We start from the raw sequence: 16,105 nt of genomic DNA, 5'->3' as shown, positions 1-16,105 counted from the left end.
AATAATATCAAAAAATAAATACACAGATAATCAGGCAGTAATACAATTAAATGAAATTATTTTATAAAAAGATTTTGTCATCCAAAAAAAGACACTACATTTGCAATCCCAAACGGGAAGTAGGTACGGTAGCTCAGTCGGTAGAGCAATGGACTGAAAATCCATGTGTCGCCGGTTCGATCCCGGCCCATACCACTTAAAAAGCTTCAGAGAAATCTGGAGCTTTTCTTGTTTTACGGGTTCTGTAAGCCGTCTAAGGCACTCTTTCAAACAACGCGATGGCCTTACGCCAATTGGTTAAACAATTTGTTATTTGCTTCAAGATACGAAAAATCTAACATTTTAACAAAGATTTGGCGCATTAGTTGGCGCATCTATCGACATATGACAGACTGGACAAATATCATTTTTACCGTTTAAATCATACAGGAACGAGTTACAAGCAACACTTTTATTCTAGTGATACCTTATCCTCCGGCCCATACCACTGTTATCATTACTTTAATTGGTGCAACTGCTTTCTATAGCAATACCTCTCCTAACACTTGATAATCTGTTACAGTTAAATATCTTTACAACGGAGTGGGCAAGTACTACTCCGTTTAAACAGATAGCTATGTACGAAACCACGCTCAATCCAGATTTCAATAAACTTAAGGATTACTCTCCTAACATTACTGATGCTGATATAACTAAGGTACAGGAGGCAGGAGGCGTCCCTGTTAACTTGGAATACATGAGAGAAGCACGTTATTTGACTGTCTCTGAAGGACTAAAAACAGTTGTTGAGACGTATGGTATAGCTGACCATTATGAGGAATTGCTATATTTGATATTACAGAAAAACGAACAAATAAGGGTGCGTTATGATGCCTACTGGCAGAACTATAATGACGATCTCACTTCCCGAGAGGTCGCAAAGTTTTTGTTGGCCTATAAGGAATCAAAGCCGAACCAACATTTTCAACTCGTTGCAAAGCCCTTAACAGGAAGCGTAGCAATTAAAGATACTGCAATAGCAAAATGGATGTGCGAACTGATATACAAAGCTATCGAGGCAAGGGATTTCCCATTAGATGTCTTTGGTGAGAAGTTGTTTTACGACCTCTTTGGTGATAATTTTGCTTCTGGCAATCCAATATCCTTGGACAGACTTAAAGCTACCGCACAGTTAAGCCCACGAAAGCCAACGGTACGAGTGAAAAGATTACTGGTTGAGTTCTGCTTATATATCCAAGTCTACCTTATAAAACATACAAACCTGACTACCCCATCCGATGTATTACTTACCGATGCACAGGTTAACTTCTTCTTTGATGTACTAGAACTGCTTGGATACTTGGATAGAGACGATATCGAATCTGAGCCTAAGGATTACATTCATACCATGATTAGAAATCACATTAAGTAAGTAACTGATCCTCATGGCTATATAAGTTTTTGATCTAGCTTCGGTATCATTGCCTCTGCCTACTCCCTATCTGCTGACTTTTGTATCATCATCAGCAATGAAGCGGGTGATTAAAAAACAAGAGTCATGAGACCTGAAATTTACAGAAACAACAAATCAACTGAGCAAGCTTATTTAGAACTTGAGCCAAGAGGGATGAACCAATATGCTCCACGAGCAGGTTATTACAAAGTAATACGCAAATGTAGAGTACCAATTTCAGGCCGCCTTATAAAGGGGGTAGTCGTATACTGGAAACTAAATATCGATGATGAGTTTGACACTGACTTTGAGACCAAAATACAGCTTGAGTCCTTCAATAGAAACCAATCTCCAAGTTCTTCACAATTACCGTCTGAAGACTTAACGAATAGAATCATTCATGTTAGAAGTGCCCAAATAAGGAATGATGGCATCCGTAAATTCATTGTTGATTGGGAAATACAGCCTATTATGAGAGCTACTATTGATGGCTTAAACAACTTACTTCAATCAGGCGAACATAATATTATTGACAGTGTGTTAGCATCTACTGAAGGTTTAGACTTGGATGGCGATGAAATTGATTACGGAGTCGATGACAGTCAGGATTATTAAGCACACATAAATATTCTAGTGGTTACTTTAAGAGGAAGCGCCTATGTGGTTAGCTTCCTTTTTTTGCTTACAAAGGTCTAGTGTAACTATTTGTATTTCAGGGCTATAAAACTTAGTTAAACCCCTTTCCTAGCATTGCCTCCCACGCATCTCTGCATCAACACTTTTGCATCAACGGAATCAAACCCCTCCGGCAAAAGATAAAATGAATGCCAAACACTTAGAGACCAAAGCAGCATTATCAACGATACTTCAAAGCGTTATCGAGAGCAAAACCATACCTACTGAACCCAACTATAATTACTGCTACTTAGACGGCGCTCACGATGCTATTAAGACTATTGTTACCAGACTTCATGTAGCTGATCGATTAGGTAAGGCATTTGATGTTCTACCTTCAAACGCCAACATTGACAAAGGACGGTGTGGCATTGGTGGCACAACGCTTGAAATTGAAGCTAAAAGACATAGTATCTTTATAGTATGTACACTAGGTGGTATCATAGGCAAAGCAAATGACAATCCTGAAATCTTTGCTATCCATGGAAAGATGAAACCAAAGGACATAGTGCCAGAGCTTATGAAAGATATGGGATATCGAAAGCTATTCGTAACACCGGATAGCTTTTGGAAGATCATTGAAGCAGCAGAGGATAGCATCGGCTTGAATAAGCTACACAGTGATTACTTTGTGCTTTATGATGAAGTACACACCGCAGTAACTGAAGCATGGAGACCAAACGTATTGGCTCCCTTTAAATGGATATGGGATTTTAAAAACAAGAGCTTCATTACAGCAACTCCATGTGAGATTAATGATCCTAACTTTCTTGCTTTACAGACCTACAGGATTGAGTTTCATGAACCACATGTCGGTAAAGTGAATATTATTGAATGTAAGCCTTATGAAATAAGCTCATGCGTTGATGCTCATATTGCGAACGCACCTAATCTACCGGGCAACCTGTTTTTCTTTTACAACTCTGTCACAGAGATCGCTGAGGCCATTAAACGCAATGGTATAAAAGATTGTCATATATATTGTGCTGCCAAAGGGGATAACTATGAAAAGTTACCAGAACAACTTGAAGTATTTCACAAAGAACCTAAGACAGGTGAGTATGCAAAGATCAACTTCTTCACGACAAGGTACTTTGAGTGTTTTGACTTAATGGCCAAGAACGCTACAATTATTTTAGTGACTGACACCACAAAACCGCACACTAGGGTAGGCATATCAAATAAAGGTGTGCAAGCGGTTGGGCGTATACGGGATAATGGTGAAGAAGGTGATAAGCCATATATGATTGCACACATTACCAACCACAGGAGCAGAAAAAAAATGAAGTCAAGAGAAGAATTTAAGCAGGAGTACGATTTGCACAAGACGCTTGTCATACCCTACAATCAGTATGTAGAGAAATGCAATTGTAGTAAAGTAAAGCCACTAATAAGCGCTCAGGAACCGATCAAAGCCATTACAGAGATTGATGAGGGTACCAACATAGCTACCTTCAGTCAGAACAAGCTAGACCAAGTAATCAATGAGCTAGTCTGCAATGAAGAGTTTAACGATTTACAGTTTATTATTGATGCTTGGGAACGAGGTAAGTATGGGGTGTCGGTTACGGAACACAGGAGTATCCCTGGGCTAAAAAAAACAGCAAAGAAGAATCGCTTTAGACAGTTAATAAACCTAATACACGATCTGGAGACAAACAGAGCTGGGTATATGATGGGAGTCGCAGCAAAGAGACTTAAAGAGATTCAGAAGGAGTCACCCTTAGCATTTGAGGCGTATCACACATTATCAATAGACGGAATTGATGCATTGGATTACAATGAGAAAGCTATTAGAACAGAGTTAACTGTATTACATAACATATCTGCAAAAGCTAAACTGTTATACCTGCTTGACAAAGAGTTTGAGGTTGGAGACGAAAAGCTCTCGGCTAAGAATTTAACTGATCGCCTACAGCATTGTTACGGTGTGGTGAGATTATTAAATGTAGGCAATCCTGATGCCATTCAAAAGGCACACCTCGCTGACTTTGAACGGGAAGGTTGGTTCAAGATAAAGGATGCTCGGGAGACTGGAAAAGAGCCACGTACCTATAGTATTGCTGAAAAGCTGTTCAACTTAGATGAGCCTTTATATAGTTCCGATGAGTCGGTCTCCCCACAGAATACCTAAAAACTGCATATAGTGCCTCTGTAAGGGAGAAATGTAAAAAACACATGATTTTGTGGGAATGGCGAGAGACTTGTTATACAGCAGGTCTTTTTTGATTGAGTCACCTGTATATGCTTATTTTGTTTTAAATGCTCAATACGTTATACCTTATAAACCAAACAGCCAAAAGCAACAGTTATCATATAGGAAATGGCAGTGATGTAATCCTCACGGCTAATGCTTTCCAGATGCTTGAAGTTCCAACTAAATAGTATGATTGTTAAAAGAACGCTCACAAGGAGTAGCACAACTTTTTTAAAAGCTGTAGGCCATGTTCTTGAACTGATAAAGTAATAAGCCACCCACAACAATATAAAGTTTGGAATTGAATAGGTTGAGGCAATAATTACTGCCAAAGCATAAAACGCCAATGGGGTAACTAAGGAATAGTTGTCTTTGTATCCACCTATGTGGATGATCAACAAATATAGCATTGGGCTAATTAATATACTGGTCAACCAGATCTTAAGTGGGTATTTGTAGTGTTGGAGCATTAAGCTAAAGGTAAACATATGCCAGTACTTATAATAATATATTTTTAACAAGCTGATCTTCAATACCCACCCCTCCACCCGACATTCTTGGGAATCAATTCTATATGTATAACGCTCGGTGAGGTTATGCTGATCTACCCATTTTTCCTATTCTTTTAAAAGGTGACAACGCTATCTCTTCCTCTCCTAAACATACTGCCTAAAGAAAAAAGCTGTTTATGTAGCGACTCATGTACCAGGTGGACATAAACCCCGGACATGCTTAGGATGGGGAAGCAAATAGTATATACAAGTCTTATTTGACATGGATAGAACCGCTTTTCCACAGAAGTTAACCCAGAAGAATTCACCGTTTAAAACAATCAGGAATGAGACCAGAGATCGATCACAATCAACCAATCCACAAAAACTTAGAGGCACAACAGGAAATCGAAGAGCGATTACGCTCGACTAAAAAAGTTTATAAAAACTCCACCCGTGCTAAACTAAAGGGTACAACAACACAGAAGGCAATGAATCCAGTGATAGCTAACATGTACCATATCATCAAGAAGAAGGTAAAGGAACTGTACAGTAGCCTCCCTAATAAAGAGGATAGAATCATCATTGAACTAAACAATGAGCTTGACCCTACAGATACACATGGTTTGTTTACTCTGATGACGCCTACGTTTTTCTTTTACTTGGAGTGTTCAATCACTAACCAGTACCGAATAGAATATTTGTTTCATCAATGCCCTGTTGAAGAAGAAATTCAGCAACTGATCAACGATTTCTCAATGAGGAGCTATAGTACGGAAGTGGTTAACCAAAAGGATTATCCTGCCTTCTTTCGCAGGTGCTTATCTGTACGGCCCTCCCGTTTTATACACCAACTTTAATCCACTTATAAGGCTTGTCAACTTCAACGACAGGCCTTTACTGTTTACAAGGTAACCTAGTCAAACGGGCTGCACCTGTAAGCATTTTACCTTTTAAAAGAATGACAAGCCACTAATCAAAACATAAAACCAAATCAACATGAAAACAAAGAAGGCAACAAACGTAAGCCAACAATTTACAGCAGAGCAACAGCAGAACAGCGAAGTACTTAACATATTCACACTTATTACAGAAGCAGCCCGGGCAGTTGTAAGTAACTTCGAGAATAGGAAATACAGAACCAGTGTACTCGTTAACCATCTTCTGAATAACAATAATAGTCTGGTACAGGAGTTTATCAGTTATTTCTTCAATGTTACCCTTACCCGAAATAAGAACTCTTTACTGGTCATCTATATTGGGTTTGACAGCGAGGCGGTGTCACGCTTTGGGACGCTGATACATAATATGTTTCTCCGAGAGGTGTACAAGTTAACCATGAAAGAACGAACAGCCGTAGATATCGAATCCTGCATCAGAATAGATGCTGTTACCAAGGATATACGTGGTTTCTTCTATCGCAGGCTTGCAGAGGGTGAAAATGATAACGTAACCTTTTTAATTGATGAACCAGTAGCTACTACAGAATAAATGTAACAGGCAGTTACATGAGTTTCGTTAATCTTCATTAGCTTTGTGTTATCACGAACTAATATCGGAGGAATACAACTGAAAGTATATAACATAACATAGAATTACATATTAAGATATAAGCGTTAAGCTTTCCGTTCTTGTCTAGGGAAATCGGCAAAATTAAAACTAAGACAACAAGAACAGATGAGTTCAACACCTACGCTCAATAAGCGTTAGGTGCTGACTTGTTTGTTGTTGTCAGGTTCTTGCCGAGCCTCCTAGACGCAAACATAGCTCAGTCCTAGCGCTTATTGTGTTTATTAACGCGCCGAGTTGGGACTATCGGTTATCATTTCGAATATGAATCAAGACAAGTCCAGATTACAAACAATCCTACTTACACAACTCCTAGGTGAAACACCAAAGAAGCAAGATTTCGACGTAATGGTTATCAATGACTACCAGACAAGTACAGTCATCATGAGGTTACACCTCACCATGAAAAGAGCAGGTACCGTATTCTTTCCAATGACTGAATCACTTCTGACAGTGTATTCAGATGAGAAATCAACCTTTGGTAAAGGTATCCGACTATTTCTTCTACTTGATAAACAGCATGGGTTTTTATCATGGCTTAAGCGAGAAGACATCAGGACAATCATAGCAACAACGGTTAAAGACCCATCACAAATGACTCGAGACAACCACTTTACCTTCTCGATAGCCGATTTGGAGCCTTTGGTTAAAGAGTTACGTTCTATTGAGTCGGCACACAAACAAGCTTATGAACTTGCTGTCAGCTCGCTTATTGCACAAAACATCTCCCGATAGTTCAACTACAATGAAATATTAACAATCAATTATAACAACATGAACAAATCACTATTAGCGCTCTCCGCAGTATGTCTGCTGATCGTAGCCTCATGCTCAAAAACCAAAAACGACCCTGAGCCAGACAAAGAACAAACCTGTAATGTAAAACTGGTTGAACATACCTATTCCAGTGGTAGTGGCAATGTAACCGACAAGTACTACTACAGCTATGATGGACAAGGCAGAATAACCCGTGTGGATTATGGTAAGGAACAATCCACTGAATTTCAAACCTTCACCTACGCTACGAATAAAGTAACTTGGAAAGGTGTAGATGGGGATACAGAAGTGTATAACCTCGATGCAAACGGAAGGGTTACAACGGCTGTACAGGGTGATGATGTGCTAAAGTTTAAATATAACACGGATGGTCAGTTAATTGAGGTAGGAACGGATGATGACGTGGAAACCTTCACTTATTTAAACGGTAACCTAGTTACCTCATCGTTTGATGGGAAGATTTGGATGAACTTAAGCTATGGTAGTGACGAAGTGAAAAACTCGATTGTTTACGCTTGGGTGTTTGGTGAACTATTGGATTACGATGAAATTGGTTATCGAGTGGCATCTTTTATTGGTAAGCTATCTAAGAATCTACCAAGTAAGATTATTTATGAACCTGGATCAGATCAGACTACAGCTGATCTGATCTATACAAGTGACGTGACAGGTAAGTTAACATCAGTTAAGATGGTATCGTCGTATGGGGCATCAAATAGCTTTACATCAGAGTATAAGTTTACCTACGAGTGTAAGTAACAGGTAAAACAGAATATCACTACAGAGCTGCACCAACGTGTGCAGCTTTTTCATATCCTCACCTTATATGGCATGAACTACACAGTTAGAATTACGTCACTAAGGATAGCATGAAAGTATGACTCTAGCCTTATATGTTATTCATCACGATTACTGTTTATAATACGCCTTGTAAAGTACTGAGAAACAGCAATGTTTTTAGATGAATCAGCTAATCGGTCTATCTTCAATTTGCCATCACTGAACATCTCATATTTGCAATTGACTACATTGCCCCCATCATATTTGAGTGTGATGGTATGCTTTATTGTATCAATAGTATACGCAGCATGTGTGTAGCTTGAAGCACCAGATTCATCATATTTGCCATACGCCCCAAAATATACTTTAAGATCACGACTGGCAAGCGTGCTATCCGCACTTTCTTCCTTTTCTAGCAGCCACTCTACAGGCTGTTGGCTCGGCCAATCCCCAGTTAAGGCATTACGCTGATTTCTGTATTTAATCAATGGCTCTGATGCAACATATCCTACTAGAGCAATCGCAACTATATTGATTGCAGTTTCAACTTTAGTAAGCTTAAATTGAATTCCTCTACCTATTATCACTATCAGGAGTGATTTGATCTTAGCCCACTCAAAGACCAGGGCCAAAATATTCAATATCAGTAAAGCACTTGCGATAACTTTAGTCCCGGGCCAAAGATCCAGTGCATAATTGATCAAAAACACATTAAGCGTTACTGGTAACATAAGCATTGCACCTAACAAGGTTGTCCTTCTAAACAATAACAAGATGGCAGGTATCAATTCAAGAAAACCTAATAGTACCTGAAACCATACAGAGTGCCCCAGGAAAGCCCAAGCAAGTGTAGTCCCTGACATTGACTCCAAGCTCTGTAATTCTGTTAGGGCAAACCCTGTTAGGACAAACTGGGTTCTTAATATCTTTGTTAACGCATAGGGAATCATAGTTATACCTAACAGGTATCTAGTCATCCCTAGATATAAATGCTTTTGGGTAAGAAAGGCGAGTACTTGCTTCATGTATTATACACTTTAAACCAAAACTAATAATTTAGAACAATAGTACTCTACTTATTATCAGGTTGCTATACAGCGCAACACATTCCTATTCTCAGGCTTCGCTCAAAAGAGGGGCTTAACCGAGGCGAAGCCTAAGTCCAGTCATTCGTTTATAAGGTAAACATCCTATAGTGACTATTTACAAACTGCACTGCGGACTAGTCGTACTATTATACACCTGTGGGTTTTGAACCAAGCTACACGCAGGAACAGCGGTATTCGCTGCTACTAAGCTGGCCATAAAATAACACCAGATGTCGTTTGCTTGATAAGCTTTACAAGCACATCTTCGCTTCACTTGCCCTAATGCACTCAGCTAGGCTTAGCAGCCTGGCTTAATCTACCCACATGCAATCTGTCATCATTTTTGGCTATCAGCAAGCGAAGCAGCTCATGAAAAGCTTTACTGTCTTTATTAAACGCTTCGCAATTAATAAACCCACCGCTTTTCTCAGTGTGGCTCACCTGCGGGTCGCTGTAGACTACACAACTGTCACGCCATTTGAGAGCATTCCCAGAGACCTTCAAATCAAATGCCTCGCCAGTTCTTTGTGTGAGACATTCTTTGCAGTCATGCTACGCATTACCTCTGCAAAGACCTACAGCTCCATTCGCAGGCGGTGAGCTTCTTATTTGACAAAGAAGTATGGTTTGCTTACATTTACCTCAACCAAATTAACTCGCTCATGAAGTTTGTACAGCCAAAAGCACTTCTTAAATCATTCACATGTCCTCATTGTAACGCTATTGCCCAACAAGGGTGGTGGCATTGTATGTTTAACGGATCAACGTCACCTGATACAAAAGATAATTCTATACGTGTTGGTGAATGCAAGCATTGTAATGCCTATACTATATGGGTAGTTGAAGATATGTTATACCCAGACAATGGTAATGCACCAAGTCCTAACATAGAAATGCCTGATGCAGTGAAGAAAATATACTTGGAGGCTTGTTCGATATATCAGAAATCTCCGAGGGGGGCAGCGGCCTTGTTAAGGCTGGGTATCCAAATGCTATGTAAAGAATTAGGAGAGAGTGGTGTTAATATCAATAATGACATCAAGAATCTTGTAAAGAACGGGTTGCCGGAGATTGTCCAGAAGTCACTAGACATAGTTCGGGTGACGGGTAATGATGCTGTACATCCTGGTCAAATTGATACTGACGATCCTAACACAGTTGCCAGCTTGTTTGAACTAACCAATATAGTGGTTCAGTACATGATAACTCTGCCTAAGCAAGTTGGATTACTTTATGATGCCTTGCCAGAAGACAAAACTCAAGCAATATCCAAAAGAGATACTCCTCAATAGCTACGTTGATTAATATAAGAATGAAAATAGAAGACATTAAAACCCGGATCAATGACTTGATTACACTTGCCGGAAATGTTCTCGGTACACACCATAGGAGTAATGATCCTCACCTTGTAGACACAGAGGCATTTGCAGAGTTTAGAACCTCATCCTTATCTTTTTTGGAAAAGGTCTTTGGTAAAGAGCATCCGTTCTATAGGGACTTTGATCAACAGGTCAAGGATATCGATCGATATATGACTGAGCAAGGTAGAGGTATTTTGAAAGGGGCAAAGCAAGAAATAGATGGAGGATGGTTGTTCACTGTGAAGGGCCTAGTGTCAGCAGAGATATTCTCTGATTTCTTAGAAATGGCAGAATACCTACTGCAAGAAGGATATAAAGATCCTGCGGCGGTTATGACTGGGAGTGTTCTTGAAGAGTACCTCCGACAATTATGCCGTAGAGATGGAATAGCTGTTGAGGTGGATAAAGGAGGGAAGCTATCTCCTAAGAAAGCAGACTTGCTTAATGCTGATCTGGCGAACGCGGGAGTTTATAACAAGCTAGATCAAAAGACAGTTACATCGTGGCTTGATTTAAGAAACAAAGCCGCCCATGGTAAGTATGCTGAGTATACAAAGGAACAGGTTGATTTCATGTACCAAGGTGTGACCAATTTTATTTCTAGAACCACTTCATAGCGTAAGACAAGCAGCTCACAATACGTAATTCTTTACACACTAAGTGTATTATAATATCTTTATCTTTCAGTCATGAGAATCATTACCTGGAACTGCAACGGAGCGTTCAGAAAGAAGTTTGAACACCTTGCAGCTTTTGATGCAGATATAATAATTGTACAGGAGTGCGAGAATCCACTAGAGTCTAAAGATAAGCACTATATAGACTGGGCAATAAACCATCTTTGGCACGGTGACACAAAGAACAAAGGGATAGGAATCTTTGCAAGGGAGGGTATCAAGTTGCAAAGATTAGATTGGCCAAGTGAACATATGGGACATACCGTTAAACACTTTCTACCATGCTCAGTAAACGATGAGTTCAACATTTTAGCGGTCTGGCTTCACCAGAATAAGTCGCCTACCTTTGGTTATATCGGCCAGTTCTGGAAATATTTACAGGTAAACAAAGTTAACATGATGAACACCATAGTTATAGGAGATTTCAATAGCAATGTTAGATGGGATCAATGGGACAGGTGGTGGAATCACTCAGATGTTGTCAGAGAGTTGGCGGAGATAGGGATAGTAAGTCTGTATCATAAGCTCTTAAATGAAGAGCAAGGGAAGGAAACCCGTCCAACGTTTTATCTTCATCGCAACCTAGAAAAGCCTTACCATATTGATTACTGCTTTGCTCCCGCAAGCTTTCACGCAAGACTGACTGAATTCACATTAGGCAACTATCAACAGTGGATTAGCATTAGTGACCACATGCCGATGAGTCTAAAATTTGAAGTTGCAGAGTCTTTCCATATCTTTTAAAAGGTAAACAGTTCCGAGTGGCCTACAGTGCATTTACCTTTTAAGACATAAAGGTGGAAGTAGCAACAGCATCCTCATCACCGCAACTTCTATACTCGATGGAGACTTGCCAGTGAATACAAACTCACTAAGCATTTTCTTGTTGTACTTTTATCATCATCCTACTGCGTTGCCAGTATTAATCTGTATCTGCATTTCAGCATAGTTATTCTACCGATGGTGCTTTACCTACAGTTTATAAATAGGGGGTATAAACCCTGTTGATAAGAAAAAGTGTAGGTAGCTATATCCAAAATCTGTACTCACCTATTAACAATGGTTTTTACAATAAAAAATGGATATCGAAGAGTGAAAGCAAACCGCTACCTTGACCTTTATTACATCAACTAGTAATAACCGCAATGAATGCTATATCAGGAGCAATAATAGGTGCAATATTAGGTTTCCTCTCGGGGGTTGGTTATCTCAACATGAACGTAAAGAAGAGCCAATGGTTAACTATGTTCCCAATAGTTACCTCAATAACCACGATTGTAGGCGCATGTACAGGAGGGAAGATTGGTTATAATATCGAGCGCTCAGAAAAAATAAACCGTGCACTGGGGCTTGACAAAGTTCATTATATTCATTTTAAGGTTGGTCGTTTTTGGCAGTCAGAGTCCACTTGGCAAGATTGTAAGGGGCGTACTTACAAACTAAAAACTCTGAAAGGAAACCAAGCCTCTGTTTCTTATCTGGATGGCTTTCTCCTCTGTAATCATGGGACTTCAGCGTCATCCGTTAATATAAGCAAGTATCATGCGGAAGCCAAAGAAGGAGTATTTAAAGCATTGAGAGAGAAGCATGGTGATGAGTACTTACAGATTCTAAACCAAAAGCCTAAGTAGAATATTTTAGTCTGATACTCTGTAGTCGATATCCAGAACTACCTTTAACGTGCATTAGACCAAAAGTGACTATAATAATAGCGAGTGTATTAATCATGCCACAAAGGTAAGCTTGTCCAATCGACACGTTTAAAGAAGTTCCCTTATCAAAATAAATTATCTACTGCACAAAATTTAAACAGCATCATTTATATAACCCACTCGTTTACAAATTGTGCAGTATTACCTAAGCTTAAAGCTCAGGTAATACATCTCTCAAACGTTCATCATTAATCTCCCCTAGCCCCCGAAGATAGTTAAGGGTAACAATCATATTGGAATGTTGTAGCAACTGCTGAAGAATGTGAAGGTCTTTAGTTTTCTTGTAAACGTTAACTGCCGCAGTATGTCGAAAAGAGTAGATGGTCTGTTCTTTTTCAATTAATCCAGCATCAATCATCTTCTTTTTAGCTCTTGACCATTGCGTGTTGAGGTAACTAACATTAAAGGGGTTAGCGGATTTACTCATGATGTAATCATTGGTATCACCAAGTTCTGCAACACGAGCTTTTAATATTGTCTGCACATAGGGTGGGACATTAACGACTCTTATTCGTTTACTTTTATTCTCACTACCCGCTAATACGATCATACTGCAATCCTCATTTATATGTCTGGCACAAAGCAATCTGGCCTCTTGATGGGGTCTTAAAAAGCAACCATAAGCAAGTAGGCAACATAGATGCAAGTTGGGATAGTGGATGCTAAGAAAAGCTAAAACACCCTTCAATTGATCTTGATTATATATTTTATGAAGGATTGCCTTTTGCTTTCTTCTTTGAGAGGTCTGTACTGGATTATCAGCTATAATCTTTGTTCGATATAGGTCAGAGAAGAATACATTAAGAACCCTTCGCTTATTCATATAATATGTTGCTGTAGAGCTAAATTGTGACAGGAAAGCCTCGACATCAAGATGAGTGACTTTTGTAGCTTCCGCATCTAGTTTTTCCACTGGTAAGAACTGTAAGAACTGGTCAACAACTTTAGACAGATCAGTCTTATAAGACTTGCTAAGGTCAGATGATAGCTTGCTATGCAGGATTGTTTCCAGCGCAACCTTTAAGGTTATCAATGGTTTTGAAGTTACAATTTCAACTTTGTTAGTTGGCTTCCAGCCTGCTTCCAGTGCTTTAGTAAACTCATAGGCAAGCTTTTTGAAGTGCTTTTGCCTGTCAGTATAGGTCTTACAATAATTAGGGTTTAGCTCTTGATTTAGTTTCTTGCCGTTGTACTCCCGATAGCGTTTGCCATTCAGATAAAAGGATACATACCCTCTTTGTGATAGGTCTTTTGTTAAAATGATCTTTGGTTCAGTAAACATGCTTTTGGCGCATTACTTGGCGCAAAGCCATCTCGTTTGATGAAAAACTGCGGTAAAACGCCCGTACAGTCGGTAGAGCAATGGACTGAAAATCCATGTGTCGCCGGTTCGATCCCGGCCCATACCACTACTTAGAAAAGCTCAATTTCACAACGAAATTGAGCTTTTCTGCTTTAAAAGGCACATTTCAGCTCCAATTTCAATGTCAGTCTATTCAGACTTAGTTTACGAGTTAAACGACAGCTACGCCGAGGTACTCCTGAAAACCGGAAAAACTGTGGCAGCTAGAGCGATGTATCAAAAATCGTTCGATCTGAACCCGAAAAATGATGGTACCAGAAAAGCGCTGGAGCAATTAAACAGGTCGCAATGATTTGTTCTATAGAATAGCCAACTATCCGGTTAAATTATTTTTTTAAGCACCCGTTGGGTTTCACTACTTATCTACTATGCTACCCGAAATTCTCCAATATCGAGTTCGGCGCTGAGCTGCTCGTCTGCTTGAAGGGGGGATCAGGAGTAATTACGACTGGTAGATCAGAGATGCCAGGTTTTTGAGCTTTCCCTGTTACTCTGAAGGAAAGCTGGAGTTTGCAGGAGGTAAAACAAACCAATGTTTGTTCTCCCTTCGACCTGAAATGATCAAAATTAGCCTTCAACAAAATGGCAGGGAACGGAGTTTTTTAACATATAGTGCGATTTAAGCATGAATATATAAGCTTCTTTTAAAAGCCGCAGACTATAAAAATTCCCAGTAATTATCGCTATTAATTACAGATGAGGTTTCGGGTTTGTATTTTTCCATAAACGAAGAGGGAAACTTTACTTTTACTTTCGAATTCCATTTAAGTTCAAAGATATTTAATTTATTGTCCTGCTCCTCTATGTAATCAATCTCGGCTTTATCTACTGTACGCCAAAAGTAGGTGTTGCCATAAAAACCAGTGTAGGCTAGATTCTTTTTGCGTTCACTAATGATAAAGTTTTCCCATAGAGCACCAATGTCATTGCGCTGTGCAATAGGTGCAAAATTGTTAATGATGCTATTTCTGATCCCGTTGTCGTAAAAATAGATTTTGCGTGAAGTACTGATTTCATTGCGTAAATTTCTTGCAAGAGGATTTAAGCGAAAAATGACAAAGGATTTTTCCAGCAAGTCAATGTAATTATTCACCGTGGCCTTGTCTATACCCACAGTCCCGGCAAGTTCATTATACGAAACCTCATTACCTACCTTCCACGCCAGTGCCTGTAAAAGTTTTAATAACGCTTCTGGTCTGCGGATACCACCCGATTCTAAAATATCCTTATATAAATAACTTCCCGCAAGGTTATTTAATGTCTCAATTGCACTTTCAGGATTGTTAATCACATCTGGGTACATTCCTGTTATTAAAAATTCTTCCAACTTTGGGTGAACTTTAGCGAAAGAATATTGGTCCTTTAATTCTCTCCAGGATAGCGGATATAACCGGTACTCCCATTTACGACCGGTGAGCGGCTCGTTGATTTTGCTGGCTATTTCCAATGCTGAAGACCCGGATATAAAAGGCTGTATGTCTTTTTTGGCATCAATAATCATCTTAACGCTAAGTCCTATGTTTTCCAGACGCTGCGCCTCATCAAATACGATCACTTTATAACCGCCAATGTAATTATTGATAAACGCCTGGGTTGGGTTGTTCCATGCTGCCCGTGTAGCCGGGTCATCCCCATTAATGTAAAGATAATCCTCATTCAATGAAGCCGCTATTTTAGTAATCAGTGTAGTTTTACCAACCTGTCTGGGGCCTAATATTACAATGGCTTTTTTAGAATCAACCTTACTTTCTAAGGTCTCTTGCAAGGCTCTTTTAACCATAATTTAAATTTTATTCCCCAAATACAGCAACATTTAGGGAATATAACCGCCAAAAATTGCCTTTTTTGGGGAATTAAGGTTTCTTTTTATACTTAGATCGAATTCACTTCATGCAAAAGTTGGCAAATTCAAAATCATGAAACCAATAACTGCGGTCGTTGTTCTGTAGTCAAAATGCATTTTGCAGAGACTCATCTTGATAC

General features: G+C 39.4%; 16 protein-coding genes and 2 tRNA genes. 14 read left to right on the top strand and 4 right to left on the bottom strand.

All coding sequences use genetic code 11. The features are described from left to right. Positions 1-122 precede the first annotated feature (122 nt). The 4 genes from CPT03_RS21940 to CPT03_RS21925 all read left to right on the top strand — a co-directional run bounded on the left by CPT03_RS21940 (position 123) and on the right by CPT03_RS21925 (position 4,241). A tRNA-Phe gene (locus CPT03_RS21940) sits at positions 123-195 on the top strand. A gap of 313 nt (positions 196-508) precedes the next feature. Further along, the gene (locus CPT03_RS21935) at positions 509-1,411 is read left to right on the top strand and encodes a hypothetical protein (RefSeq protein ID WP_099440820.1); all 903 of its coding nucleotides are present in this window, start codon (positions 509-511) and stop codon (positions 1,409-1,411) included. Positions 1,412-1,537: 126 nt separating this feature from the next. Next, entirely contained in the window at positions 1,538-2,047 is a 510-nt protein-coding gene (locus CPT03_RS21930; RefSeq protein WP_099440819.1) for a hypothetical protein, read from the top strand. A gap of 205 nt (positions 2,048-2,252) precedes the next feature. Continuing rightward, entirely contained in the window at positions 2,253-4,241 is a 1,989-nt protein-coding gene (locus CPT03_RS21925) for a hypothetical protein (RefSeq protein WP_099440818.1), read from the top strand. A 140-nt stretch (positions 4,242-4,381) separates the two neighbouring features. Here CPT03_RS21925 and CPT03_RS21920 read toward each other — a convergent pair whose 3' ends face one another. Next, positions 4,382-4,774, bottom strand: coding sequence for a hypothetical protein (locus tag CPT03_RS21920; RefSeq protein WP_099440817.1), 393 nt, complete (start codon positions 4,772-4,774; stop codon positions 4,382-4,384). A 368-nt stretch (positions 4,775-5,142) separates the two neighbouring features. Between CPT03_RS21920 and CPT03_RS21915 the strand changes: the two genes are divergently transcribed. The 4 genes from CPT03_RS21915 (at position 5,143) to CPT03_RS21900 (ending at position 7,900) form a co-directional block, all read left to right on the top strand. Further along, positions 5,143-5,655 (top strand): hypothetical protein, encoded by a 513-nt coding sequence (locus CPT03_RS21915; protein WP_099440816.1) that lies wholly within the window; start codon positions 5,143-5,145, stop codon positions 5,653-5,655. 139 nt (positions 5,656-5,794) lie between these two features. Then, entirely contained in the window at positions 5,795-6,286 is a 492-nt protein-coding gene (locus CPT03_RS21910) for a hypothetical protein (RefSeq protein WP_099440815.1), read from the top strand. A gap of 462 nt (positions 6,287-6,748) precedes the next feature. Beyond that, positions 6,749-7,099: a hypothetical protein gene (locus CPT03_RS21905; RefSeq protein ID WP_157766510.1), complete on the top strand. Its 351-nt coding sequence runs from the start codon at positions 6,749-6,751 to the stop codon at positions 7,097-7,099. Positions 7,100-7,138: 39 nt separating this feature from the next. Next, positions 7,139-7,900 carry a DUF4595 domain-containing protein gene (locus CPT03_RS21900; protein ID WP_099440813.1) on the top strand — a complete coding sequence of 254 codons (762 nt, stop codon included), beginning with the start codon at positions 7,139-7,141 and terminating at the stop codon, positions 7,898-7,900. A gap of 137 nt (positions 7,901-8,037) precedes the next feature. Here the strand turns inward: CPT03_RS21900 and CPT03_RS21895 are convergent, their stop codons facing one another. Next, positions 8,038-8,946, bottom strand: a complete 909-nt coding sequence (locus tag CPT03_RS21895; protein ID WP_099440812.1) for a hypothetical protein — start codon at positions 8,944-8,946, stop codon at positions 8,038-8,040. A gap of 911 nt (positions 8,947-9,857) precedes the next feature. Between CPT03_RS21895 and CPT03_RS21885 the strand changes: the two genes are divergently transcribed. The 4 genes from CPT03_RS21885 to CPT03_RS21870 all read left to right on the top strand — a co-directional run bounded on the left by CPT03_RS21885 (position 9,858) and on the right by CPT03_RS21870 (position 12,678). After that, positions 9,858-10,301 carry a DUF4145 domain-containing protein gene (locus tag CPT03_RS21885; protein ID WP_216641577.1) on the top strand — a complete coding sequence of 148 codons (444 nt, stop codon included), beginning with the start codon at positions 9,858-9,860 and terminating at the stop codon, positions 10,299-10,301. A gap of 20 nt (positions 10,302-10,321) precedes the next feature. After that, on the top strand, positions 10,322-10,987 hold the full coding sequence (locus tag CPT03_RS21880) for a hypothetical protein (protein WP_099440809.1): 666 nt from the start codon (positions 10,322-10,324) through the stop codon (positions 10,985-10,987). 72 nt (positions 10,988-11,059) lie between these two features. Then, positions 11,060-11,791, top strand: a complete 732-nt coding sequence (locus tag CPT03_RS21875; RefSeq protein WP_099440808.1) for an endonuclease/exonuclease/phosphatase family protein — start codon at positions 11,060-11,062, stop codon at positions 11,789-11,791. Positions 11,792-12,192: 401 nt separating this feature from the next. Continuing rightward, positions 12,193-12,678 carry a hypothetical protein gene (locus CPT03_RS21870; RefSeq protein ID WP_099440807.1) on the top strand — a complete coding sequence of 162 codons (486 nt, stop codon included), beginning with the start codon at positions 12,193-12,195 and terminating at the stop codon, positions 12,676-12,678. A gap of 232 nt (positions 12,679-12,910) precedes the next feature. On the opposite strand, the gene CPT03_RS21865 is transcribed toward CPT03_RS21870, so the two are convergent. Next, positions 12,911-14,041, bottom strand: a complete 1,131-nt coding sequence (locus CPT03_RS21865) for a tyrosine-type recombinase/integrase (protein WP_099440806.1) — start codon at positions 14,039-14,041, stop codon at positions 12,911-12,913. A 63-nt stretch (positions 14,042-14,104) separates the two neighbouring features. Here CPT03_RS21865 and CPT03_RS22865 point away from each other — a divergent pair. After that, a tRNA-Phe gene (locus CPT03_RS22865) sits at positions 14,105-14,168 on the top strand. Positions 14,169-14,243: 75 nt separating this feature from the next. Continuing rightward, a complete protein-coding gene (locus tag CPT03_RS22860; protein WP_157766509.1) occupies positions 14,244-14,414 on the top strand; it encodes a hypothetical protein in 171 nt (56 codons plus the stop codon). A gap of 366 nt (positions 14,415-14,780) precedes the next feature. Here CPT03_RS22860 and CPT03_RS21860 read toward each other — a convergent pair whose 3' ends face one another. Beyond that, on the bottom strand, positions 14,781-15,902 hold the full coding sequence (locus CPT03_RS21860) for an ATP-binding protein (protein ID WP_099440805.1): 1,122 nt from the start codon (positions 15,900-15,902) through the stop codon (positions 14,781-14,783). Positions 15,903-16,105: the final 203 nt, after the last annotated feature.

Source organism: Pedobacter ginsengisoli (assembly GCF_002736205.1).
Taxonomy (GTDB): Bacteria; Bacteroidota; Bacteroidia; order Sphingobacteriales; family Sphingobacteriaceae; genus Pedobacter; species Pedobacter ginsengisoli_A.
This window is presented reverse-complemented; position numbering and strand designations above follow the sequence as displayed.